A 22,479-nucleotide genomic window follows, 5' to 3' on the forward strand; every position below is an offset into this window, starting at 1 on the left:
ACGCCTGAAGTGGTGGACCTTCCGGTCTACGGCAGGGAATCCCGATTCAACGAGCACTGTCCCGCCGTAGGCCCAGGCAGGACCTGGAATCCATATCCAAAAAAGCACACATTTTGTCGCTTAACCCCCCCGCACCAAATTCCTGGATTTTCCCTAGGTGGGAAGTGGCGTTGGCAAAAGCCCAGGTCGGGGGTCGGCCAGGTGGGAATGTGGTGCGTACACAGAGGCCTCAGTGCCAAGAGACGCATGTTTGAATTCCGGCCTCCGCATTTCCGCAGGTCATAAATGTGCTAGAGGTTATCGGTTGCGTTGTTTGGCACTGGCACGCCGAGATACGACACCACATTCCTGGATTTTGGGAAGCGGCGTTGGCAAAAGCCCAGGTCGCTGAGACTGTGTGAGGGAATTTGGTGCGCACCAAGCACGGACTGACACCAAATTCCTGGATTTTGGGAAGCGGCGTTGACAAATGCCCAGGTCGGAGGTCGGCCAGGTGGGAATGTGGTGCGTACACAGAGGCCTCAGTGCCAAGAGACGCATGTTTGAGTTCCGGCCTCCGCATTTCCGCAGTTCATAAATGTGCTAGATGTTATCGGTTGCGTTGTTTGGCACTGGCACGCCGAGACACGACACCACATTCCTAGTTTTTGGGAAGGGGCGTCGACAAAAACCCAGGTCGGCGAAACTGCGTGAGGGAATGTGGTGCGGGGGAGGGGCGGGTTCGGGGATGGGGGCGTCGATAGGTACACTGCTGGCGTAATCACAACCTTGAAGAAGGAGTCCTTTCCTATGCGTCACCACGCCGTAGCCGCAACGTTGTTGACCGCAACACTGCTGGTCACCGGGTGCACCGCCGAAAACTCAGCAGACAACTCAGCTGACAATACAACCGAGCAAACGACCCACACCACCCAGGAGGAGACCACCCGCTTGCTCACGGACATCGACGGCACGGACGTGCGGGTGCCGAAGCAGGTGACGCGCATGGCGGACACATGGGACGTGAACAATCAGTTCGTGCTGATGCTCGGCGGCGGGGACACCCTGGTGGCCACCACCGAGGAAGCGAAGCAGCTGCCGTGGCTGACGAAGATCTACCCGCACGTCACGGAGTTGCCGACGCCGGCGTCGGGAACCCGACTCAACGTGGAAGAGCTGAAAGAGATCAACCCCGAAATGCTCCTGACCTCCTCGAAAGAGCAGGTTGAGGCGGCGCAGGCGCAGGGGATCCCGGCGGCGCGTGTCGACTTTGACGACTTTAAGCAGCTGATGAAGTCAGTACGCATTACGGCGAACGCACTGGGCACCGAGGAGGCTGACCAGAAGGCCACCGAGTACGTGACCTACATGGAGCGCAACCTGAAGATGGTCGCCGACCGCCTGGGCGGCATGTCGGGGGAGAAGAAGCCGAAAGTGCTGCACATCGTCGGCGGGGAGGACGTGACGCAGGCCAGCGGGCCGGACTCGCTGGTTGGGGAGTGGATTGTGGCGACGGGGGCTCGCAATGTGGTGGAAGACGTTGTGGACATCAAGACGGTCACCGCGCAAGACATTGTCGACGCCGCTCCGGACTTCATCATTGTGGGCGGTACGGAGGCGCAGCAGGGCGTCGATAAGCTGGTGCAGGACCCTGCGCTGGCGAACGTGCCTGCAGTGAAGCAGGGCAACGTGGTGAAGAACCCGGTGGGGACGTCGAATTGGGACCGCTACTCAGCGGAGGAGGCGTTGCAGCTGCTGTGGGCCGCGAAGCTGTTCCACCCCGAGAAGTTCGAGGACGTCGACCTGGTCGCGGAGACCCAGCAATTTTACTCAACGTTCTACGGGTACGAGCTGAGCGCCACGGACGCGCAGCGGATCCTGAACGGGGAGGGACCAACCAACTAAGGCCAACCTTGGTTCAAAATAATCTAAGAAGATGAAGAAAAACCCGGCACCTCGTGTTCTAGGTGCCGGGTCTCTGCTTCGAATTTCTCTACTCGGGAGTATATGGAATCTGCAGGGAAAAGGGAATACCCCGAAGAAAATCCTCCCAAACTTTAAAGACACGGGACCACGAACATTTCTTAACTTTCTCTTAAATTCGCGTTGACCTTGGATTATGCCAAATAGATAAAAGTGCTGGGAAATGCGTACATATCACGCACATTAACCCCTTCCGGGGGGTAGGGCGTAACGGGGGTACCCCGAGTGTGAGCTATGGCATAGCAAGTGTGGACTTGTGATTCCAGATGGTAGGTTAAGGGAGTACCTTATCCCCACTACGGAACGTTCGGCACGTACCTGCCGATGGAGGACCACATGGCATCAGTAACTTACGACAACGCAACGCGCATCTACCCGGGTGCGACCACGCCGAGTGTCGACAAGCTCAATCTTGAAATCGCGGACGGGGAGTTCCTCGTCCTCGTCGGCCCGTCCGGCTCCGGTAAGTCGACCGCGCTGCGCATGCTCGCAGGTCTCGAGGACACCAACGAAGGCCACATCCGCATCGGCGACCGCGACGTCACCCACGTCAGCCCCAAGGACCGCGATATCGCGATGGTCTTCCAGAACTACGCCCTGTACCCGCACATGACCGTGCGCGAGAACATGGGCTTCGCACTGAAGATCGCCGGCATGGACAAGGCCGAGATCGACAAGCGAGTGGAAGAGGCAGCCAAGACCCTCGACCTGACCCAGTACCTCGACCGCAAGCCGAAGGCCCTGTCCGGCGGCCAGCGCCAGCGCGTGGCAATGGGCCGCGCCATCGTGCGCAAGCCACAGGTCTTCCTTATGGACGAGCCCCTGTCCAACCTGGACGCGAAACTGCGCGTGCAGACCCGTACCCAGATCGCGAACCTGCAGCGTCGCATGGGCGTGACCACCCTGTACGTCACCCACGACCAGACGGAAGCTCTCACCATGGGTGACCGCATCGCAGTGCTCAACTTCGGCGTCCTGCAGCAGGTAGGCACCCCGCGTGAGCTCTACGATCACCCGAACAACGTCTTCGTCGCAGGCTTCATCGGCTCCCCAGCCATGAACCTGTCCACCTTCGACGTTGACCTCAATGAGAAGGTGGCCAAGCTCGGCCGCGCCTCCATCCCGCTTTCCGACGAGCACATCTCCCACCTCACCGTGGAAGACGACGGCCAGGTCATCCTCGGCTTCCGTCCGGAATCCCTGGAGGTCGTCGACGCGAACGCGCAGCACTCCATCCCGGTCGAGATCGACTTCGTGGAGGAGCTCGGCTCCGACTCCTACCTGTACGGCCACCTCGCAGGCGGCGGCTGGAAGGAAGAGGGCCTCGACGGAGAGACCTCGGGCCAGATCGTGGTGCGCACCGCACCGCTGTCGGGCGTTATGAAGGGTGACGTCGTCTACGTCCAGATCGTTGACGGCGGACTCCACGTCTTCAGCAAGGCAACTGGCCAGCGAATCTAAAGGACACACATTGCGCGAGAAACTCAGCGTTGTCTCGCCCGTCTACGCACCAACACTGCTGAAAATGCCGTGGGCGCAGCCACTCGAGGACTGGTCCTCCGACCTCCTCGCGGCGCTGCCCCGCGGCATTTCGCGACATACGGTGCGCCTCATCGAGGCTGACGGGCTGGTCTTCGCAGTCAAGGAAATCGGCGGGGAAGTCGCCTACCACGAGTACAACATGCTCAGGAAACTTCAAGAGCTCGACGCCCCCTGCGTCGTCCCCGTCGCCGTCATCACGCACCGCGTCGACGAAAACGGGCAGGAGCTCACCCCCTGCCTAGTCACGGAGCACCTGCGGTTCTCACTCCCATACCGCGACGTGTTCTCCCGCGACATCACCGTCGACACCATCAACAAACTGGTGCGCGCCCTCGCGGTGCTGCTGGTGCGCCTGCACCTGCTGCACTTCTACTGGGGCGACGTCTCCCTCTCCAACACCCTGTTCCGGCGAGACGCCGACCAGTTCTCCGCCTACCTCGTCGACGCCGAAACCGGCGAGTTCCACGACCCCATCTCCGACGGACGACGCCTCTACGACGTCGACGTCGCCCGCGTCAACATCATTGGCGAGATGATGGACCTGCAGGCAGGCGGCTACCTCAGCGAAGAGGTCGACGTCATCACCCTCGGCAACGACATCGCCTCCACCTACAACGAGCTGTGGGACCTGATGACCGGGGAGCTCATCGTCGAGGGTGACGCGTTCGGGGCGATCGCCGGGCGCGTCGCAAGGATTAATGAGCTAGGCTTCGACGTCGGCGAAGTCGAGATTGAGCACGACGGCGAGAACACCTATCGGGTCATCATCGAGCCGGCCGTGTTCTCCACAGGCTTCTACCAGAAAAAGCTGCTGCGGCTCACCGGTCTGGAGGTGCAGGACCGGCAGGCGCAACGCCTCCTCGGCGAGATGGAGGTGTACCGCGCCGTGCGCTACGGCGGCAAGCTCCCCCTCGAATCGGTGGCACACCGCTGGATGGTGAAGAACTACGAACCCATCATCGAGCTCATCCCCCCGCAGCTGCGCGAGAAGCTTGAACCCGCCCAGATTTTCCACGAAATCTTGGATCACCGCTGGTTCATGAGCCAAAACGACCAGCGCTACGTCACCCTCACCGAAGCGGCACAGTCCTATTTCGACCATGTGCTGCCGGGGCATCCGGACGAGGCAATCGTCTATAAATTACCCCCGGAGATGTGACAGGGGCCATAATGTTTGCCGTGCTTCACACAAGGTCACTATGCTGAGGTAGTACCTTAAAACGCGCCGTGAACCGCATCGGGTAACGCTGGCAGGGAGCACGGCTACACATGAAGGATGGCCCATGAAGAAATTCACGCGAGCTTTCGCCTCAACCGCTGTCGCTGCACTGGCAGCGTCCGCCCTCGTCGCCTGTGGCGGCGGGAACGACACGGCAGGTCCGAACGTCTACTTCCTCAACTTCAAGCCTGAGCAGGACGCGACCTACCAAGCAATCGCTGAAGAGTACACCGCGGAAACCGGCGTCCCAGTCAAGGTCGTCACCGCGGCCTCCGGTAACTACGAGCAGACCCTGCGCACCGAGGTCGGCAAGTCCGACGCTCCGACCCTCTTCCAGATGAACGGCCCAACCGGCTTCAAGACCTGGAAGGACTACACCGCAGACCTGTCCGACTTCTCCCTCGCACAGGACCTCAACGAGGACGTCACCCCGCTCACCGCGGAAGACGGCACCGTACGCGGCATCCCGTTCGCAGTTGAAGGCTTCGGCATCATCTACAACGAGGAAATCACCGACAAGTACTTCGCACTGCCAAACCCGGCGGTCGCTTCCATGGACGAAGTGAAGAACTTCGAATCCCTGAAGAAGCTCGCCGAAGACATGCAGGCAAAGAAAGACGAGCTCGGCATCGACGGCACCTTCGCCTCCACCTCCCTCACCAGCGGTGAGGACTGGCGCTGGCAGACCCACCTGGCCAACGGCCCAATGCACTTCGAGTTCCAGGACCTCGGCACCACCGACGCAGACGACGTCACCTTCAAGTACAACAAGGAGTTCAAGAACCTCTTTGACCTGTACCTGAACAACTCCACCGTCGCGCCGACCCTGGCACCATCCAAGGCAGTCTCCGACTCCATGGCAGAGTTCGCACTCGGCCAGGCAGCCTTCGTCCAGAACGGTAACTGGGCATGGTCGCAGATCGCTGACGTCAATGGCAACGTCGTGAAGGAAGACAAGATCAAGTTCCTCCCGATGTACATGGGCCTCCCAGATGAGGAGAAGACCGGCATCAACGTCGGCACCGAGAACTACCTCGCCATCAACGCCAAGGCCCCAGAAGAGGACCAGCAGGCCACCAAGGACTTCCTGAACTGGCTGTTCACCTCCGAGGCAGGCAAGAAGCACGTCATCGAGGACCTCGGCTTCATCGCACCGTTCAAGAACTACACGGAGACCGACGTCCCAGCCGACCCGCTGGCACGCCAGGTACAGGAAGCCATCTCCAACACGGAGCTGACCACCCTGCCTTGGGACTTCCAGTTCTTCCCATCCCAGCAGTTCAAGGATGACTTCGGCGGCAACCTCGCCCAGTACGCATCCGGCAACATGGAGTGGGCAGACGTCGTCGCTAAGTTCAGCGAGGACTGGAAGGCCGAAAAGGGCTCCAACTAAGCACTGAACATGTTGTAAACCAGAGCGCGGGGTGTGCGAACAGCGCACTCCGCGCTTTTTATTCCCCAGATAGGCACCACAAATGCAGCAATCACTGAAGAAATATTTCCCACTCTTCGTACTGCCGACGCTGCTTGCGTTCTTGATCGCCTTCCTTGCCCCATTCGTCATTGGTTTCCTGCTGTCATTCACCAGCTTCCACACCATCACTGACGCAACCTGGGTAGGAATCGACAACTACGTCCAAGCGTTCCAAGCACGAGAAGGCTTCGTCCGAGCGTTCGGATTCACCGCCCTCGTCTCCATCGTTTCCATCATCACCGTCAACGTCTTCGCGTTCGCAATCGCCTGGACACTGACACGGAAACTCAAAGGCACCAACTTCTTCCGCACCGTATTCTTCATGCCGAACCTCATCGGCGGCATCGTCCTCGGCTACACATGGCAATCCATGATCAACGCCGTGCTCGCCCAATACGGCACCACGATCGTCTCCAACTGGAAGTACGGCTACCTCGGCCTGGTCATCCTCATTAACTGGCAGCTCGTCGGCTACATGATGATCATCTACATCGCAGGCCTGCAGAACGTGCCACCAGAGCTCGTAGAAGCAGCAGAACTCGATGGCGTCTCCAAGTGGGAAATGCTCCGCCACGTGACCATCCCGATGATCATGCCGTCGATCACCATCTGCCTCTTCCTGACCCTGTCCAACACCTTCAAACTCTTCGACCAGAACCTCGCGCTCACCAACGGTGCCCCAGGCGGCGCAACCGAAATGGTCGCCCTGAACATCGTCAACACGATGTTCCTGCGCAACAACGTCGAGGGCGTCGGCCAAGCAAAGGCCGTCATCTTCGTCGTAGTGGTCGTCGTCATCGCAATGTTCCAGCTGCGCGCAACACGCAGCAAGGAAGTGGAGGCATAACCCATGGCAACCAAAACAAAGGCACCCGCAGCAGCCTCCGAGGCGAGCGTCAGCGGCCCAGCCAAAGTACTCATCTACGCGGTGCTGGTGTTCCTCACCGTGGTCTTTCTCGGACCCATCGTGTTCATCTTCCTGAACTCCTTCAAGCAGAAGTTCGCGATCTCCAACAACCCATTCGCCATCCCACTCGGCGACATGTGGGCCGGATTCGAAAACTACATCACCGGCATCCAAGGCGAAGGCTTCGCGTGGGCCATCGTGTGGTCGTTCACCATCACGATCCTCTCCGTCGCCTCCATCGTTTTCTTCTCCTCGATGACCGCCTACTACATCACCCGCGTGAAAACGTGGTGGACGTCCACGCTGTACTACCTGTTCGTGTTCTCCATGGTCATCCCGTTCCAGATGGTGATGTTCCCAACCGTCACCATCGCCGACCGCCTCGGTCTGGCAAACCCGCTCGGCATGGTGGTGCTCTACACCGGCTTCGGTGCGGGCCTGTCCGTGTTCATGTTCGCCGGCTTCGTCAAGTCGATCCCGCTCGAGATTGAAGAAGCGGCAACCATCGACGGCTGCAGCCCACTGCAAACGTTCTTCCGCGTCGTCCTCCCGATGCTCAAGCCAACCGCAGTGACCGTCGCCATCCTCAACGCAATGTGGGTCTGGAACGACTACCTGCTGCCATACCTCGTCATCGGCCTGTCCACCCCATACCGCACCATCCCAGTGGTCATCCAGCAGTTCGTTGGATCCCAGGGCAACCGCGACATGGGCGCAATGATGGCAATGCTCGTGCTCGCCATCATCCCGATCATCGTCTTCTACATGGCTTCCCAGAAGCACATCGTGGAAGGTGTCGCAGCTGGCGCCGTGAAGGGATAACATTCAAGGCGTGAGCCTTTTCAACCCCGATTCTCGATTTATGTCCGCCTTCACCTTGATGGCGGACATTGTCATTGTCAACATGCTTTTCGTGCTGTCCGCGCTCCCCATCGTGACGGGCGGCATGGCGATCCGCGCGGCGAACGTCGTCACCGGCTACATGGTCGAAGGGCGCGGCTCCCGCTACGGGCTGCACTACCTCCGCGAGTTCCGCTACGGCGGCGGCACATTCGGCGGCGCCTCCACCCAGTGGTGGGGGATCCTCGTCGCCCTCGGCCTCGGCTGCGCCTACCAACAGTGGGTCATCTTTCAAGCAGGTATCGACGGCCCCCTCCTCAACCTCACGCAAGGGCTCACCCTGTCCGGCATCCTCATCATCGCCGGCATCAGCGTGTGGTTCTTCGCGCTCCAGGCGCTCCCGGCCCCAGAAGGGCAGCAAAAAGCGCCCCTGGGCGAAACCCTGGGGCGCTCCGTGATCCTCACGTTCCAGCAACTGCCACGCACCCTTGGCGCACTCCTGTGCATCGGGGCGGCGGCATCCCTGCCGCTATGGACCTCAGTTGCCATGTGGATTCCCGCCTACTTCTTCGCGGTGCCAGCGCTCACACTGTTTCTTGTGCAGCTGCTCGTCGCGGCACCACTCGGGCGGGGACTCGCTAGCGACTAGGCGTCCTGCGCCTGAATCTCCTGAGCGCGTTCCATGTCCTGCGTGACGATCTTGCCCTTCGCGAAACGGTTCACAATCATCGCGATCGCGCCGTCACCGGTCACATTCGCCGCGGTGCCGAAGGAATCAACCACAATGTAGGCAGCGATCATCAGGGAGATCATCGACTCGTCGAATCCCAGGTTCGCCTGCAGCAGGCCAACCGCAGCCATGATCGCGCCACCAGGCACGCCCGGCGCAGCAATCATCATGATGCCCAGCAGCAGCACGAAGCCGACGACGGCGCCGCCGGAGATCGGCAGCTGCGCCATGAACACGATCGCCAAGGCGTAGAGCGTAATCTTCATCATCGAACCGGACAGGTGAATCGTCGCGCACAGCGGCACGATGAAGCCCGCCACGTTCTCGTCCACCTTGTTCTTCAGGGTGGACTCGTAGGTCACCGGAATCGTCGCCGCGGAGGACGACGTACCCAGCGCCGTGAAGTACGCCGGCAGCATGTTCTTCAGCGCCCCGAACGGGTTCTGGCCCGCCACCGTACCAGCGATCAGGTACTGGCCCAGCACGATCACGATCGTCATGCCGACCGAGAGCAGTAGCACCACGCCGAACGCGGCCATCGTCGAACCGAAGTTCTCGTTCATAGCCAGGTTCAGGAACGTACCGAAAATGAACAACGGCAGCAGCGGAATGACGAAGCTCTGAACCACCTTCATGATCACGTCACGCAGCTCGTTGAGCACCTCGTGCATCGTGCGGGACTTCACCGTGGTCATCGCGATACCAATCACGAACGCGAGCAGCAGCGCCGACATCACCTCAAACGGTGCAGGCATCTCCACCTCGAAGAACGGCGACAGGCCGCCCTCGGAGGGGTCGTCGATATCTGTACGCAGCTGCGTACCAGCCAGCAACGTTGGGTAGAGTGCTGAAGCCACACCCCAGGCAATCAGGCCGGAAATGATCGTGGATCCGTAGGCGACCCCGGCCGTGATACCCAACCACTTACCCGCGCCCTTGCCCAGGCCCGCAATCGCGGGGGCGATCAGGGAGAAGATGAGGATTGGGACGAAGAATCCCAGGAAGTTCGAGAACAGGCCATTGAACGTCACGAAGACGCGCGCGAGCCAGTCAGGAAAGAAAAAACTGCACAGAAAGCCGGCGACGATCGCCACGACAATCCAGAAGAGCAGCGAGCTCAACACTTTCGATTTCATTGTTGCACCTTTAATACGAGGCGATGGACAGATCCACAGGCGAAAAACCTGTGATGGTTATGCTATACGGTATGTTGCTTGCACAGAGCCCTAATGGGCCATTTTCTGACACAAGTTCCATAAATACTATCATTGGGATACTCCTTATAGTATTCACTGTGGCACTTCTCATACCAGGCGTCCTCGCGACCGCCGGGAAGCTGCCCGGCAACGGCGTGATCGGGCTGCGTGTCCCGGAAGTTCGCAAGCACGAGTCCACATGGCGCCAAGCACACCGCGTCACCGGCCCCTTCTGGGTGCTCGCCGCAGTCGCCTTCGCCATCGGCGCCGCCTTTGCATTTATTGCATACGGGTGGATGTGGATTCTCGTCGCCGTGGCGGTCGTCGCCGGGTTCGTGAGCATCTCCGTCGGCGGCAACTTCGGGGCCCGCGCCGCCGCGCTTGTCGACGCCGCCCTGGACGCCTCAGACTCAGACTCCTCAGACGAGCCCGCCGTGGACCTCGGCGCGCTACGCAAGGCCGCCGGGAAGGCGGACGAACAGCAGTAGCCGTTTTATATTCACGCTGTACGCAGGGAGTTTGGTGGTTCCGCGTACAGCGTTCGCTCTCTCCGCTACCTTTACACCTATGACTTTCACGACTCAGAAGAACTGGTGGTGGCTCCCGAACACGGCGAGCCGCCTCTTCTAGTACGTTCTAGAGTCTCAACAACGGCCCGCCGGCTTGTAACCACAAGCACCGCGGGCCGTTTGCTTTGGCTCACACGCCCTCGGTGTACCAACACACGAAGGACGACCATGAGCACACACACCACCCGCCACGTGAAGTACCACGCGGACGCCGCCAGCCTCTTCGCGCACCTCGGCGGCACCACGAACCAGGACACGGTACTGCTTGAATCCGCCGACATCACCACCCGCTCCGGCATCCAATCGGTCGCGGTGCTGCGGGCCGCGGTGCGCGTCACCTGCTCGGGCATCCACGTACACGTCGAGCCACTGACCTCCTTCGGGCGCACGGTGGCTGATCAACTGCGGGAGCAGCTGGGGGAGTACCACGTTGGAGAGAACGTCTACGCGTTTCCGCCTGTTGCCGCTGCTGTTGTTGCGGACGAGCGCGAGCGCCTCACCGCCACCTCCACCGTCGAGGTACTGCGCGCGCTCAGCAAGTTCGGCTTCCTCGCCGGCGGGTTCGCCTACGACTACCTCGACACCTTCGAGGAGCTCCCGGCCGTCGCCGACGGCGCCAACACCTACCCCGACTACCAGTTCGTCCTCGCCGAAGTGCTGCTGCGCATCGACCACCAAGCACAGTCCGCGACGCTCAGCGGAGTTGGGATTGACGCGCTCGCCGAGCGTATCGACGCCGCTTCGCCCACGCCCTTACGTTCTTCGGAGGGGCCCGGCGGCACCCTGGTTGCTCGCGCCGACATCCCCGACGCGCAGTTCTGCGCCGACGTGGAGCGGCTCAAGGAACACATCTACAACGGGGACATCTACCAAGTCGTGCCCGCCCGCAGCTTTGTCGTCGACTGCCCGGACGCGTTCGCCGCGTACCTCCAACTGCGCGCGACTAATCCTTCGCCGTACATGTTTTACCAGAGGGGCGTCGATAAGCATGGTGAGTCTTTCGAGCTCTTCGGCGCCTCCCCCGAGTCCAACCTGAAGTACACCAACGCCGACCGTGAGGTGCAGCTGTACCCGATCGCGGGGACGCGGCCGCGCGGGCTCGCCGAGGACGGGACGGTCGACCACGAGCTGGACACGCGGATGGAGCTGCAGCTGCGCACCGACGCCAAAGAAGTCGCCGAGCACACCATGCTCGTGGACCTCGCGCGCAACGACGTCGCCCGCGTTGCGGAGCCCGGCACGCGGCGAGTTGCCGAGTTGCTGCAGGTAGACCGGTATTCGCGCGTCATGCACCTCGTATCCCGGGTCTCAGCGCGGCTGGCTGGGGACCTCGACGCACTCGATGCGTACCGGGCGTGCATGAACATGGGCACGCTCACCGGGGCGCCGAAGCTGCGCGCCACTTCGCTGATCCGCTCGCTCGAGGGCGCGCGGCGCGGGTCTTACGGCGGAGCAGTCGGCTACCTGGACAGCAACGGCGACTTTGACACCTGCATCGTGATCCGTTCTGCGTACGTCACCGGCGGGAAGGCGATCGTGCAGGCGGGCGCCGGAGTCGTGCGCGACTCCAACCCGCAGTCCGAAGCCGACGAGACGCTGCACAAGGCGTACGCGGTACTCAACGCGATCGCGCTGGCCGCCGGCGCAGAACTGGAGGTAATCAAATGATTGTGCTGCTGGATAACCAGGACTCGTTCGTTTACAACTTGGTGGACGCGCTTGCTGAGTATGAATCAGTAGTGTTCCGCAACACCGTTGATGCGGACTCAATACTGGCGCTGGATCCTTCACTGATCGTGCTTTCACCAGGCCCTGGGTACCCGGCCGATGCCGGCTGCATGCCCGAGCTGATCCGCCGAGCGCAGGGCAGCGTGCCGATGCTCGGCATCTGCCTCGGCTACCAAGCCCTCGTGGAACATTTCGGCGGCACCGTCCAGCCCTGTGGGCCCGTCCACGGCGTCTCGGACACCATGAGACTAACGTCAGCTGGACTCGCGTCCGGACTATTCGACGGCATGACCAGCCAGCTCGGACACCCCGGGCGCGACGTGCCGGTCGCGCGCTACCACTCGCTCGGGGCAGTGTCGCTGCCTGCAGGGATGCACGCTTTGGCACGCACCGGGGACATCGTCATGGCCGCCGCAACCGACGACGGCATGTCCATCGGGCTGCAGTTCCACCCCGAATCGATCCTCACACCCGCAGGCCCAACGATGCTGCGCCGGTGCGTCGACAAGCTGAAGAAAGGAAACTAACCATGGCAACCGAACGATCCCTCACCATCCTCAAGCGCTTCCTGGACAACCGGGAGCCGACACTCGAGGAAGCCATCGAGGCATTCACCCCGCTCACCGTCGGCGACTACGACGACGTCCACATCGCAGCACTCCTGGCCACGATCCGCACACGCGGCGAAACCTTCGCCGACATCGCCGGCGCGGCTCGCGCGTTCCTCGCCGCAGGCCGACCGTTCCCGGTGACGGGGGAGGGGCTGATGGACACCGCCGGCACCGGCGGCGACGGCGCGAATACCATCAACATCACCACCGCGGCGTCACTGGTCGCCGCCGCTGGCGGAGTGCCCATGATCAAGTGCGGCAACCGGTCCGTGTCCTCCAAGTCCGGCTCCGCCGACGTCCTCGAGGCCGTGAACATCCCACTCGACCTCGACCCCTCGCGTGCGGTGCGACAGTTCGAGTCCTCCAACTTCACCTTCCTCTTCGCACCGGCGTACAACCCGACCATCGCGCACGTGCAGCCGGTGCGCAAGGCGCTGGGCGTGTCCACGCTGTTTAACACGATAGGGCCGCTGCTCTCACCGGCGCGGCCGGAGTACCAGATCATGGGCATCGCCAACCCGGCGCAGGGACGCGTCATCGCTGAGACGATGCGCGAGCTGGGGCGGGGGCGCGCGCTCGTCGTCCACGGCGCGGGCACCGACGAGCTGGCGGTGCACGGCGAGTCGCAGGTCTGGGAGCTGGGCCGCGACGGTTCCATCACTGAATACGTGCTTACGCCGGAGGAGCTCGGCCTTCAGCGCTGCTCGCTCGAGGACCTACGCGGCGGCGACGGCGTGGAGAATGCCGCCGCCATCCGCGCGACGTTCGCGGGGGAGGGCCCGGAGGCGCACCGCTCGGCCGTCGCTGCTGGTGCGGGCGCGATGTTCTACCTCAACGGCACAGCGCCAACCATCGCCAACGGCGTCACCCACGCCCTCAACCTGCTTGCCGACGGCTCCGTGCACGCATGGTTACAGCAACACGAGGAGGCTGATTACAGTGCCTAAACAATTACCCACCGTGCTCGAAGGGATCGTGGCAAGCCGACGCGGCGATTTGGCAGCGATCCGCGAGCGTCTTGCCCACGTGAATGTCGCTGCACTCCCACGCTCGGAGCGTTCACTCTACGACAACCTGAAGCGCAAGGGCACCAGCTTCATCATGGAGTGCAAGTCCTCCTCGCCGTCCCTCGGCCTGATCCGCGCCGACTACAAGCCAGGGGAAATCGCCTCGGTGTACTCGCGCTACGCCGCCGGCATCTCCGTGCTGTGCGAGCCCTCCCGCTTCGGCGGCGACTACGACCACCTGGCCACGGTCGCCTCGAGCACGCACCTGCCCGTGCTCTGCAAGGACTTCATCATCGACGAGGCCCAGGTCTACGCCGCGCGCTACTTCGGCGCCGACGCTATCCTGCTCATGCTCTCGATTCTTGACGACGCCAGCTACGCCTACCTCTCCGGCCTCGCCGAGTCCCTCGGGATGGACGTGCTCACCGAAGTGATTAGCGAGGAGGAGGCCGTGCGGGCTGGCCGACTCGGCGCGCGGATCTTCGGCGTGAACCACCGGAACCTCCACGACCTCTCGATTGACCTGACGCGCTCCGCCCGGTTGGCGCGACTCGCTCCTGCCGAAGCGGCGGTGGTGTCGGAGTCCGGCATCCGGTCCGTGGAGACTGTGCGTCAGCTCGGCGGGCACTCGGACGGGTTCCTGGTCGGGTCGCAGCTGACCGGCCAGCCGGACATCGACCTGGCCGCCCGGAAACTGGTGTACGGGCCAAACAAGGTGTGCGGGCTGACGTCGTGGAGCGCCGCGCAGGCCGCCAAGGCGGCGGGCGCGGTGTACGGCGGGCTCATCTTCGAGGAGTCGAGTCCGCGCAATGTTTCACGTGAAACATCGGCGGACATCATCGCACACGAGCCGGGGCTGCGGTACGTCGCGGTTTCCCGCCGCACGTCCGGGTACGGCGAACTGGTCCAGCCGGGCATCCACGCGGTGCAGGTGCACGCTCCGTACCAGGGATCGCTCGAGGCAGAACGCTCCCTGGTCGAGCGGGTGCGCGCAGAGATCGGGGAGGACGTCGAGCTCTGGCGGGCGGTCTCCATGAGTGAGTCATCCGGCGTAGAGGTTGCGCTGGGGATCCTAGGGGGCGTCGACAAGCTGGTGCTCGACGCGCGCGACGGCGGTTCCGGCGAGACCTTCCGCTGGGCCGACATCCCGGACGAGGTACGCGGCGACTCGCTCCTCGCCGGCGGGCTGCACCCCGACAACCTCCGGGAGGCGCTCGCCGTCGGCTGCTCCGGCGTAGACCTCAACTCGGGCGTCGAATACCCTGCTCAGGCCGGGCGTAAGGACGCGGGCGCGCTGCGGCGGGCCTTCGAGATCATCGGCAACTACCACTACCCAAGGACAGAAATTGACTGACTACACCCACGGCGGCAGCACCATCCTGCCCGCATACTACGGCGAATTCGGCGGGCAATTCGTCCCCGAATCGCTCCTGCCGGCGCTTGACCAACTCGAGCGAGCGTTTGTCGACGCCCTCGCCGAGGAAACCTTCATGGCCGAATACCGCGCGATGCTTCGCGACTACCTCGGCCGACCGACCCCGCTTACCGAATGTCGCAATCTGCCCCTCAACGGCGCGAACGCGCGCATCTTCCTCAAGCGCGAGGACCTCGTGCACGGCGGCGCACACAAGACGAACCAGGTCATCGGCCAAGCACTACTGGCGAAGAAGATGGGCAAAACCCGCATCATTGCCGAGACCGGCGCCGGCCAACACGGCACCGCCACCGCGCTCGCCTGCGCTTTACTGGGTTTGGATTGCGTCATCTACATGGGTAAGACCGACATGGCGCGGCAGGAGCCAAACGTCTACCGCATGCGGCTGATGGGTGCTGAGGTAGTGGGCGTCGACTCCGGCGCCGGCACCCTGAAAGACGCCGTCAACGAAGCACTACGCGACTGGACCGCCACCTTCCACGAGTCCCACTACCTGCTCGGCACCGCGGCCGGGCCGCACCCGTTCCCCAAGATCGTCAAGGAGTTCCACCGCGTGATCTCCGCCGAGGCGAAAGCCCAGATGCTTGAGCGTACCGGTGGGCTGCCGGACGTCGTCTGCGCCTGCGTCGGTGGCGGCTCCAACGCCATCGGGATGTTCGCCGAGTTTATCGACGAGGAGGGCGTCGAACTCGTCGGCGTCGAACCCGGGGGAGAGGGCGTGGGCGTCGGCAAGCATGGCGCCGCGATTGCTGCCGGGACCGTCGGCATTCTGCACGGCACGCGCTCCTACCTGATGCGTGACACCGACGGCCAAGTGGCTGAGTCTTACTCAATATCCGCCGGCCTGGACTACCCCGCGGTCGGACCCGAGCACGCAAACCTTGCCAAGACGGGCCGAGCGAAGTACGTTCCCGTCACCGACGAATCCGCCCTGCGTGCGTTCCAGTTGCTGTCACGGCACGAGGGCATCATCCCGGCGCTCGAGTCCTCGCATGCGTTGGCGTACGCGCTGCAACGCGCGGCGTCCCACCCGGCTGACGCGGAGCCCCTCACAATCCTCGTTTCCCTTTCGGGCCGCGGCGACAAGGACGTCACTCACGTCCGTAGAACACTCGCCGAACACCCGGAATGGGTTGAAAATGTGCGAAAGGAGACCAACTAACATGTCCACCCCTGCAACGTCACGTTACGAAAGACTCTTCGCCTCCCTACAGGAGAGGGGAGAGGGGGCCTTCGTCCCATTCATCATGCTTTCCGACCCCAACCCCGACGACGCCCTCCAAATCATCGACGCCGCCGTCACCGCCGGAGCCGACGCCCTCGAACTCGGCGTCCCGTTCTCCGACCCCGTCGCCGACGGCCCCGCCATCCAGGCGGCACACGTGCGGGCACTCGATGGCGGAGCAACCGTCGATAAGGCACTGGCACAAGTTCGGACGATCCGCGAGCGATACCCCGACCTGCCGATCGGCATGCTGATCTACGCCAACGTCGCCTACGTACGCGGTCTTTCCTCGTTCTACGAGGCGTTCCGAGAGGCGGGCGCAGACAGCGTGCTGCTCCCGGACGTCCCTGTGCGCGAATCGGCGCCGTTCAGCGAAGCTGCTCTTGCCGCGGGTGTCGACCCGATCTACATCGCCCCTGCCAAAGCCAGCCCGCAGACTTTGGAGGGCGTCGCCGCGCAATCCCGCGGCTACATTTACGCCATCTCCCGTGACGGCGTGACCGGCGCCGACAAGGAAGCCTCCGTCGACGGCCTTCGCGAGGTAGTGGACAACGTGCAAGCATACGGCGGCGCCCCGGTGCTGCTCGGGTTCGGGATCTCCACACCGCAGCACGTCGCGGACGCAATCGCAGCCGGGGCAGCAGGCGCCATCACCGGCTCCGCGATTGCGAACATCGTGGCTAAATACACCGAACACACGCACCCGAATCCCGCGCGCATCACGGACATCGACGCGCTGACCGCCGAGCTGTCCTCCTACGTCGCGGCAATGAAACAGGCTACTATCAGGGCATGACTTGTTCACGACGCATGTTCCTCCTCGGCACCGCCACCACTTTCGCCGGCGCGTTCCTCGCCGCCTGCGGATCGGAACCAACCGCCGAGGTAGCCAAAACCCAAGTACCCGTCGGCAGCGCCGTCATCCTCGACGGCTTCATCATCGCCCAACCGACCGCCGGCGAGTACGTCGCCTACTCCCAAACCTGCCCGCATCAGGGCCAGAAGATCACCAAAGTCGATGGGGACACTGTTCGCTGCACCGGCCACGGCTCCGTCTTCAGCATTACCGACGGCTCCGCAGTCTCCGGACCAACGCAAAATCCCCTGACCCCAGCGCAGCTTACAGAAGCGGGCGAGACGCTGAACGCGTCGATGTAAGGCTGCTGCTTTCTCGGACTGCCTGGCGTGGCCTACGTGGCTATCATGTGTGCATGTCAGGTTTTCTTCGCCGTATCGACCCCTTGCTCCTCGGCATCATCCTCGCCGCGGTACTCGCGTTCATTGCGCCCGCCCGAGGCTCGTTTGCCGAGGGCTTTTCCATTGCTGTCAAACTTGCAATCGGTCTGCTGTTTTTCCTCTATGGTGCGCGTCTTTCCACCCGCGAGGCGCTGCAAGGTTTGACGAATTGGCGCCTGCATTCGGTCATCCTCGCCTTCACGTTCATCGCATATCCTTTGATCGGCCTGGCCATGCGCCCCCCCACCGCGTTCATTTCCAACTCGGTGTACCAGGGGATTCTCTATCTTTGCCTGGTGCCGTCGACTGTACAGTCGTCGGTGGCGCTGACGGGGATCGCGCGTGGCAATGTGCCGGGTGCGGTAGTTGCGGCGAGCCTGTCGTCGATAGTTGGTGTGGTGGCGACGCCGGCCCTCGTGATGGTCCTGATGGGTGCCGACAGTGGCATTCATATTGATGCATCTGTGTTCCGGAATGTTGCATTACAGTTGCTCCTTCCTTTCGTGCTGGGTCAGGTCGCTCGGGCAGTGGTGCCTGGTGTTGCTGGCTTCGCTGCGCGGAAAGCTACCAAGCTTGTTGACCGCGGGTCCATTTGGATGGTCGTTTACTCGGCGTTCTCAGCTGGTGTTGTTTCTGGCGTGTGGTCAAATGTTTCTGCGCTCGAGGTGGTCTTCCTCTCTGCGTTCGCTCTGGTTCTGGTTTGCGTCATGCTGTGGGTGACGCGGGTTGTCCCGGAGGCTTTGAGGTTCTCGAGGGCGGACACTGTAGCGATCCAGATGTGCGGGACGCAGAAGTCGTTGGCTGCTGGGTTGCCGATGGCGTCGGTTATCTTTGGCGGAGGTCAACTCGGTGTGCTGATTGTGCCGCTGATGATCTACCATCTGATTCAGTTGATGACGTGCTCCGCGTACGTCTCGCGCCTTGCAAAACCGACATCTTCGAAGGAGTAGTTTCACGTGAAACATTACGTCCGGATTCATTACAGCGCTCCAGATCTTGGGGGAGAGCTTCTCAATATTGCCGAACTTGAGGAGCTGAACCCTCGCGAATGTACGATGGTTCGGATGATCGAGCTGGACCCGAGCGAGACCATTACTGGCATTTATACCGACGGCAAAGTGATTGGTCAGGCGAATGAGCCGATGTCTATCGTTCCGCACCCAGACCTGTACGCACAGTTCGAGGGCATTTCTGCGACAGCCATTGCGGTAGAGGAGTTCGAGGCGCTGTGGGCTGAGGCTTGTAGTCTGCTGGGGCATGCTTAAACCTTGGGTGTGTCCCAATCCCACGTCGGTGCGGCTTCATCCGCAAACGAATCCACACCCCACCCATCCAACTCAATCTCGGCAGCATCATCGCGATACCCCACCCGACCAGGCTCACACACCCACTGCTCACCACTAGCAAACCGGAAATACAACACAGGCCCAGGCTTGACCACGCGAATAAACCCATCCGTGACCAACGAATGACACCTCGAGCACAACGGCACCAAATTCTCCACATCCGTTGCACCTCCTTCGGCCCAATCCCGAATATGATGCATCTGCAAAAACCTGGTATGCCCACACCCCGGCACCGCGCACTTATGCCCCCACATCCCTAACAACACCTGCACCTGCTTGCTACTTGCCAAACGGCGTTTGCGCCCAAACTTGATCACCTGCCCCTGGGCGTCATAGAGCACACCCATCAAATCTGCATGATCTACCAGATTGGCAAGCCGTGCGGCAGGAGCGGCCATGTGATTCGGTAAAAACGCCCGCCCATCTGATGTCATATGCACCATCACTTGTGCTGCTGGTGCCATCGTGGCGTGTGTGGCGGCCCCGGTGCGCACCATGTGCACCAACCCCATGAGTGATTGCAGCATTAATCGCGCCGGTGGCAGCCCGAAGGTTGAGCGCATCATCTGCGCATCCGCCTCATCCATCGCGTTGTCGTCCGCATAGGCGTGTGCGCCTGCGCGCAGGGCTGCTTGAAAGGCCACACCGTCGGTAGCGTTCATGCAAAACCAGCCGCGTAGGTATTGGCCGTCTTCGCGGATGGTCAGCCCGCAGTGTGCACCAGCATCCTGGGGTTGCCTATTGGTGGGTGTTGCGCCTGCAAGGGCGTATACGAGGCCTTGGTAGCCAGATTCGGCGGCTATCTCTACGAGTTCGTGTTGGTTTGCCTCGGTGGCGTAGTCGAGCATGTAGCGCACACTGGTGTAGTCGATGGTTCCTTGTCGTAGCGCGTCGAGGATGGTGGGAAAGGCGGTGAGTTTGCGTGCGACGGCGGCGTATTCGTAGGCGCGGGTGCGTTTCATTTTTAACACTCTGGCAAGCCATGCCCCGGTTGAGGCACACCCGTAGGCTTCGGCGAGGTTGTGGGTGTCGAATTCGGCGATCGCGGTCAGTATTTCCGCGTGTGAGTATGCGAACAGGCGTGCGCTTTCTACGATGGTGTTGATGATGGTGTCGGCGTCGATGGTGGTGGTGTGCATGGTTCCCCCTGATGTTTTGGTCGTTTTGTTTAGTATACGTGTTCGATTGATGGTGTCAAGAGGTTTATCCAAATATTTGTTGGTGGGTGTCCGCGCGGCGGACAGTGCGCGGGGTGCTTTGCGACGCCACTTTCGAGCACGGGTGTGTGGGTGGGTGTCCGCGCGGCGGACACCTTGATGCAATCGTTGGGGTCTTGAGCTGAACTCGCTCTGTCCGCGCCGCGGAATGCTACTGGAGTCGACTAAAGCTTCGTTGGAGTCCGCGCGGCGGACTGTGCGGGAGGTTGGGTTGTAACAACGGATAGATTGTCCGCGCCGCGGAATGCGTGCTTCGCCGATGCAATTCGCGAAGTGGTGTCCGCCCCGCGGAAAGTGAACAATACTGGGTTGCAACAACGGCGAGTTGTCCGCCCCGCGGAATATCGAAACACGCAATCACCTGTCCGCCCCGCGGACAATCGGAGCCGTTCGACGGCCCCATGGGAGTAGCAAGTTCTCAACCCACTCTGACCTATTGGTCCGAGCCCGCGCAGGGCAGGGGAGCGCTGTTCCCAAATCACCTCTCGGAATCATTTGATCTCCGAAGTAACGCACAGGACGTTCCGATCGATGTTAGTTGCAGACATGCCAAAACTTTGGCGAGTCCCTAACTTTAACCGATCCCACAAAGGAGCTACCCATGAAGCGTTTTACCTCCGTAGCAGCTGCTGCAACTCTGTCCCTGTCCCTGGTCGCTGGCCCTGCGTTCGCAGCGGAGGCTCAGCCTTCCGACAAGGATGCCAAGGTCGGCTCGTCGGTTGCCTTCGCGAAGTGCAAGGCGAAGGCTGAGGCCGCAGAGAAGGAAAAGGAGGCTGAGGCGAAGAAGAAGGCGGCTGATGCACAGACTGCTGGTGACATCGCTAAGAACAAGGCTGATCAGACTCGTCAGGAGATCCGTGAGGAGCTGACCTCTTCTTCTGACGAGCTGGATTGTGTCAAGGAGCTGATCAACGACAAGGATTACAAGGCAGGCATTCTCGGTCTCCTGATCGGCGTTCCGGCTGCGCTCGTTGCACTTCTTGGTGTCGTTGCTGCAGTCTCCGGCGTCATTCCGGGCATTCAGCTTCCAGCGCTGCCGTTCTAATTCACTTATCGACGCCACATTCTGACCCAGCCTCCCGTATGAGGCTGGGTTTTGCTGACCTAGATAGACACCCTATTAATACCTAATCAATAGCGCGCGAACGTCAAGCCAATCTTGGATCGTTCCGACCACGCACCACTCTATTAAGTTCCACTAAATACAGGCAGGGTATCCTCTGACAACGGCTCGGATAGGGCAAGGAAGCGTCCGAAAACGAAACTTTGCCCCTACCAAGACTATAGACCTGTCTAACGTATGTGACGTTAATAAAACATTCCCCGAAACGACAAAGCGCTCGACCCGAAACCCGAGCCTCGCGCAAAATCTTGAAATCTACTTTGCGTTCAGAGCGAGGAACGCAAGACCACCAAGAGCCGCAACACCGAGCAGGGAACCCCAGATGATGTCGAAGGTGCGGCCCATGGGCCAGCCCTTCTTCTCGTCGTTTTCAAAGGAACTTTGCAATGCGGCGGCGCCGAACAGCGTCTCTACAGCTGCTTGATCGTAATCCGCCTGGTTTTCGGCACCGGCCAGCTTGCCTGCTTGCAACAGAGCCAAAAGACCAACCGACGAGGTGACTTCGTCATCGTTGCTTGACGTGTCTGCAGCCTGCGCCGGCACAACAGCGAGCGAGAGGGCAGTGGTGGCTGCGATGGCAGCGGTAGCGAAACGCTTCATGGAAATCTCCTGAATAATTGTTAGAACGGAAGCTGAATGAGGCCCTGAAGTTGTGCGGCGCCTAGGCCACCAAGAACAGCCAGAACAGCTGCTGCGATACTTGTCCCGATGATGATGTCAGCAGTGGTGCCTAGCTTGTAATTATTAACGGCATCATTCTTATAAGCGAATTTCCAAAAAGGACCAAAGTCCGACTTTGGCGAATTCTCTTTTCGCTTAGACGAAGATTCAGAGGATGCTTTATGAGGTGCAGAAACACCTGAGCCGGGATTCTTTAGCTCCTTTCCCCAAGAATCCACAATGTACTGGATCATAGACTCATCCGTAAGGCCTGCGGTCGACCCTTGCCTCGTATCTTCCCCAGCCTGCGCCGGTACAACGGCGAGCGAAAGGGCAGTGGTGGCTGCGATGGCAGCGGTAGCGAAACGCTTCATGGAAATCTCCTGAATACAGAGGGCGATATTGCCAGGGATTTGACAACAACCGCCAATGTATCAGGCAGATTTATATTC

22 protein-coding genes are annotated in these 22,479 nt (G+C 61.3%); 18 read left to right on the plus strand and 4 right to left on the minus strand.

The window, feature by feature from the left end; all coding sequences use genetic code 11:
- Positions 1-789 precede the first annotated feature (789 nt).
- The 7 genes from BJP06_RS10755 to BJP06_RS10785 all read left to right on the plus strand — a co-directional run bounded on the left by BJP06_RS10755 (position 790) and on the right by BJP06_RS10785 (position 8,593).
- A complete protein-coding gene (locus tag BJP06_RS10755; protein WP_071573837.1) occupies positions 790-1,884 on the plus strand; it encodes an ABC transporter substrate-binding protein in 1,095 nt (364 codons plus the stop codon).
- Positions 1,885-2,298: 414 nt separating this feature from the next.
- Entirely contained in the window at positions 2,299-3,423 is a 1,125-nt protein-coding gene (locus BJP06_RS10760) for an ABC transporter ATP-binding protein (RefSeq protein WP_071573838.1), read from the plus strand.
- 10 nt (positions 3,424-3,433) lie between these two features.
- The gene (locus BJP06_RS10765; RefSeq protein WP_071573839.1) at positions 3,434-4,663 is read left to right on the plus strand and encodes a DUF4032 domain-containing protein; all 1,230 of its coding nucleotides are present in this window, start codon (positions 3,434-3,436) and stop codon (positions 4,661-4,663) included.
- Positions 4,664-4,787: 124 nt separating this feature from the next.
- Positions 4,788-6,116, plus strand: a complete 1,329-nt coding sequence (locus tag BJP06_RS10770) for an ABC transporter substrate-binding protein (RefSeq protein WP_071567955.1) — start codon at positions 4,788-4,790, stop codon at positions 6,114-6,116.
- An 82-nt stretch (positions 6,117-6,198) separates the two neighbouring features.
- Positions 6,199-7,044 (plus strand): carbohydrate ABC transporter permease, encoded by an 846-nt coding sequence (locus BJP06_RS10775; RefSeq protein ID WP_071573840.1) that lies wholly within the window; start codon positions 6,199-6,201, stop codon positions 7,042-7,044.
- Positions 7,045-7,047: 3 nt separating this feature from the next.
- Entirely contained in the window at positions 7,048-7,926 is an 879-nt protein-coding gene (locus tag BJP06_RS10780; RefSeq protein WP_071573841.1) for a carbohydrate ABC transporter permease, read from the plus strand.
- A gap of 10 nt (positions 7,927-7,936) precedes the next feature.
- A complete protein-coding gene (locus BJP06_RS10785) occupies positions 7,937-8,593 on the plus strand; it encodes a hypothetical protein (protein ID WP_143110626.1) in 657 nt (218 codons plus the stop codon).
- On the opposite strand, the gene BJP06_RS10790 is transcribed toward BJP06_RS10785, so the two are convergent.
- On the minus strand, positions 8,590-9,810 hold the full coding sequence (locus tag BJP06_RS10790) for a dicarboxylate/amino acid:cation symporter (protein WP_071573843.1): 1,221 nt from the start codon (positions 9,808-9,810) through the stop codon (positions 8,590-8,592). The genes BJP06_RS10785 and BJP06_RS10790 overlap by 4 nt on opposite strands.
- 158 nt (positions 9,811-9,968) lie before the next feature.
- Here BJP06_RS10790 and BJP06_RS10795 point away from each other — a divergent pair, with 158 nt between their 5' ends.
- The 10 genes from BJP06_RS10795 (at position 9,969) to BJP06_RS10840 (ending at position 18,946) form a co-directional block, all read left to right on the plus strand.
- Positions 9,969-10,358, plus strand: a complete 390-nt coding sequence (locus BJP06_RS10795) for an SdpI family protein (RefSeq protein WP_240492762.1) — start codon at positions 9,969-9,971, stop codon at positions 10,356-10,358.
- 249 nt (positions 10,359-10,607) lie between these two features.
- Positions 10,608-12,107: an anthranilate synthase component 1 gene (locus BJP06_RS10800; protein ID WP_071573844.1), complete on the plus strand. Its 1,500-nt coding sequence runs from the start codon at positions 10,608-10,610 to the stop codon at positions 12,105-12,107.
- Positions 12,104-12,694, plus strand: a complete 591-nt coding sequence (locus BJP06_RS10805; RefSeq protein WP_071573845.1) for a gamma-glutamyl-gamma-aminobutyrate hydrolase family protein — start codon at positions 12,104-12,106, stop codon at positions 12,692-12,694. The genes BJP06_RS10800 and BJP06_RS10805 overlap by 4 nt, the downstream gene beginning before the upstream one ends.
- Before the next feature lie 2 nt (positions 12,695-12,696).
- Positions 12,697-13,725, plus strand: a complete 1,029-nt coding sequence (gene trpD / locus BJP06_RS10810) for an anthranilate phosphoribosyltransferase (RefSeq protein WP_071573846.1) — start codon at positions 12,697-12,699, stop codon at positions 13,723-13,725.
- Positions 13,718-15,139 (plus strand): bifunctional indole-3-glycerol-phosphate synthase TrpC/phosphoribosylanthranilate isomerase TrpF, encoded by a 1,422-nt coding sequence (gene trpCF, locus BJP06_RS10815; protein ID WP_071573847.1) that lies wholly within the window; start codon positions 13,718-13,720, stop codon positions 15,137-15,139. Before trpD ends, trpCF begins: the two co-directional genes overlap by 8 nt.
- Positions 15,132-16,382: a tryptophan synthase subunit beta gene (gene trpB / locus BJP06_RS10820; protein WP_071573848.1), complete on the plus strand. Its 1,251-nt coding sequence runs from the start codon at positions 15,132-15,134 to the stop codon at positions 16,380-16,382. The genes trpCF and trpB overlap by 8 nt, the downstream gene beginning before the upstream one ends.
- 1 nt (position 16,383) lies before the next feature.
- Positions 16,384-17,241 (plus strand): tryptophan synthase subunit alpha, encoded by an 858-nt coding sequence (trpA, locus tag BJP06_RS10825; protein ID WP_071573849.1) that lies wholly within the window; start codon positions 16,384-16,386, stop codon positions 17,239-17,241.
- Positions 17,242-17,255: 14 nt separating this feature from the next.
- Positions 17,256-17,603, plus strand: a complete 348-nt coding sequence (locus BJP06_RS10830; protein WP_071573850.1) for a Rieske (2Fe-2S) protein — start codon at positions 17,256-17,258, stop codon at positions 17,601-17,603.
- Positions 17,604-17,656: 53 nt separating this feature from the next.
- Positions 17,657-18,631: a bile acid:sodium symporter family protein gene (locus BJP06_RS10835; protein WP_071573851.1), complete on the plus strand. Its 975-nt coding sequence runs from the start codon at positions 17,657-17,659 to the stop codon at positions 18,629-18,631.
- Between the two features lie 6 nt (positions 18,632-18,637).
- Positions 18,638-18,946, plus strand: a complete 309-nt coding sequence (locus tag BJP06_RS10840) for a hypothetical protein (RefSeq protein ID WP_070975444.1) — start codon at positions 18,638-18,640, stop codon at positions 18,944-18,946.
- Here BJP06_RS10840 and BJP06_RS10845 read toward each other — a convergent pair.
- A complete protein-coding gene (locus BJP06_RS10845) occupies positions 18,943-20,166 on the minus strand; it encodes an HNH endonuclease signature motif containing protein (RefSeq protein ID WP_071573852.1) in 1,224 nt (407 codons plus the stop codon). The two genes, BJP06_RS10840 and BJP06_RS10845, sit on opposite strands and share 4 nt — an antisense overlap.
- Before the next feature lie 679 nt (positions 20,167-20,845).
- Between BJP06_RS10845 and BJP06_RS10850 the strand changes: the two genes are divergently transcribed.
- Positions 20,846-21,289 (plus strand): hypothetical protein, encoded by a 444-nt coding sequence (locus BJP06_RS10850; protein WP_071573853.1) that lies wholly within the window; start codon positions 20,846-20,848, stop codon positions 21,287-21,289.
- Positions 21,290-21,622: 333 nt separating this feature from the next.
- Here the strand turns inward: BJP06_RS10850 and BJP06_RS10855 are convergent, their stop codons facing one another.
- Together BJP06_RS10855 and BJP06_RS10860 are read right to left on the minus strand one after the other, a co-directional pair.
- Positions 21,623-21,967: a hypothetical protein gene (locus BJP06_RS10855; RefSeq protein WP_071573854.1), complete on the minus strand. Its 345-nt coding sequence runs from the start codon at positions 21,965-21,967 to the stop codon at positions 21,623-21,625.
- A 20-nt stretch (positions 21,968-21,987) separates the two neighbouring features.
- The gene (locus BJP06_RS10860; RefSeq protein WP_071573855.1) at positions 21,988-22,401 is read right to left on the minus strand and encodes a hypothetical protein; all 414 of its coding nucleotides are present in this window, start codon (positions 22,399-22,401) and stop codon (positions 21,988-21,990) included.
- Positions 22,402-22,479: the final 78 nt, after the last annotated feature.

Source organism: Corynebacterium sp. NML120713, from assembly GCF_001875735.1.
Lineage (GTDB): Bacteria > Actinomycetota > Actinomycetes > Mycobacteriales > Mycobacteriaceae > Corynebacterium > Corynebacterium pseudogenitalium.

Coding starts and splice junctions, on each gene's coding strand:
- BJP06_RS10800 (WP_071573844.1), top strand. CDS start 10,608: ATGAGCACACACACCACCCGCCACGTGAAGTACCACGCGGACGCCGCC.
- BJP06_RS10775 (WP_071573840.1), top strand. CDS start 6,199: ATGCAGCAATCACTGAAGAAATATTTCCCACTCTTCGTACTGCCGACG.
- trpA (WP_071573849.1), top strand. CDS start 16,384: ATGTCCACCCCTGCAACGTCACGTTACGAAAGACTCTTCGCCTCCCTA.
- BJP06_RS10790 (WP_071573843.1), bottom strand. CDS start 9,810: ATGAAATCGAAAGTGTTGAGCTCGCTGCTCTTCTGGATTGTCGTGGCG.
- BJP06_RS10805 (WP_071573845.1), top strand. CDS start 12,104: ATGATTGTGCTGCTGGATAACCAGGACTCGTTCGTTTACAACTTGGTG.
- BJP06_RS10845 (WP_071573852.1), bottom strand. CDS start 20,166: ATGCACACCACCACCATCGACGCCGACACCATCATCAACACCATCGTA.
- BJP06_RS10760 (WP_071573838.1), top strand. CDS start 2,299: ATGGCATCAGTAACTTACGACAACGCAACGCGCATCTACCCGGGTGCG.
- BJP06_RS10860 (WP_071573855.1), bottom strand. CDS start 22,401: ATGAAGCGTTTCGCTACCGCTGCCATCGCAGCCACCACTGCCCTTTCG.
- BJP06_RS10850 (WP_071573853.1), top strand. CDS start 20,846: ATGAAGCGTTTTACCTCCGTAGCAGCTGCTGCAACTCTGTCCCTGTCC.
- BJP06_RS10855 (WP_071573854.1), bottom strand. CDS start 21,967: ATGAAGCGTTTCGCTACCGCTGCCATCGCAGCCACCACTGCCCTCTCG.
- BJP06_RS10830 (WP_071573850.1), top strand. CDS start 17,256: ATGTTCCTCCTCGGCACCGCCACCACTTTCGCCGGCGCGTTCCTCGCC.
- BJP06_RS10770 (WP_071567955.1), top strand. CDS start 4,788: ATGAAGAAATTCACGCGAGCTTTCGCCTCAACCGCTGTCGCTGCACTG.
- BJP06_RS10780 (WP_071573841.1), top strand. CDS start 7,048: ATGGCAACCAAAACAAAGGCACCCGCAGCAGCCTCCGAGGCGAGCGTC.
- trpD (WP_071573846.1), top strand. CDS start 12,697: ATGGCAACCGAACGATCCCTCACCATCCTCAAGCGCTTCCTGGACAAC.
- BJP06_RS10835 (WP_071573851.1), top strand. CDS start 17,657: ATGTCAGGTTTTCTTCGCCGTATCGACCCCTTGCTCCTCGGCATCATC.
- BJP06_RS10755 (WP_071573837.1), top strand. CDS start 790: ATGCGTCACCACGCCGTAGCCGCAACGTTGTTGACCGCAACACTGCTG.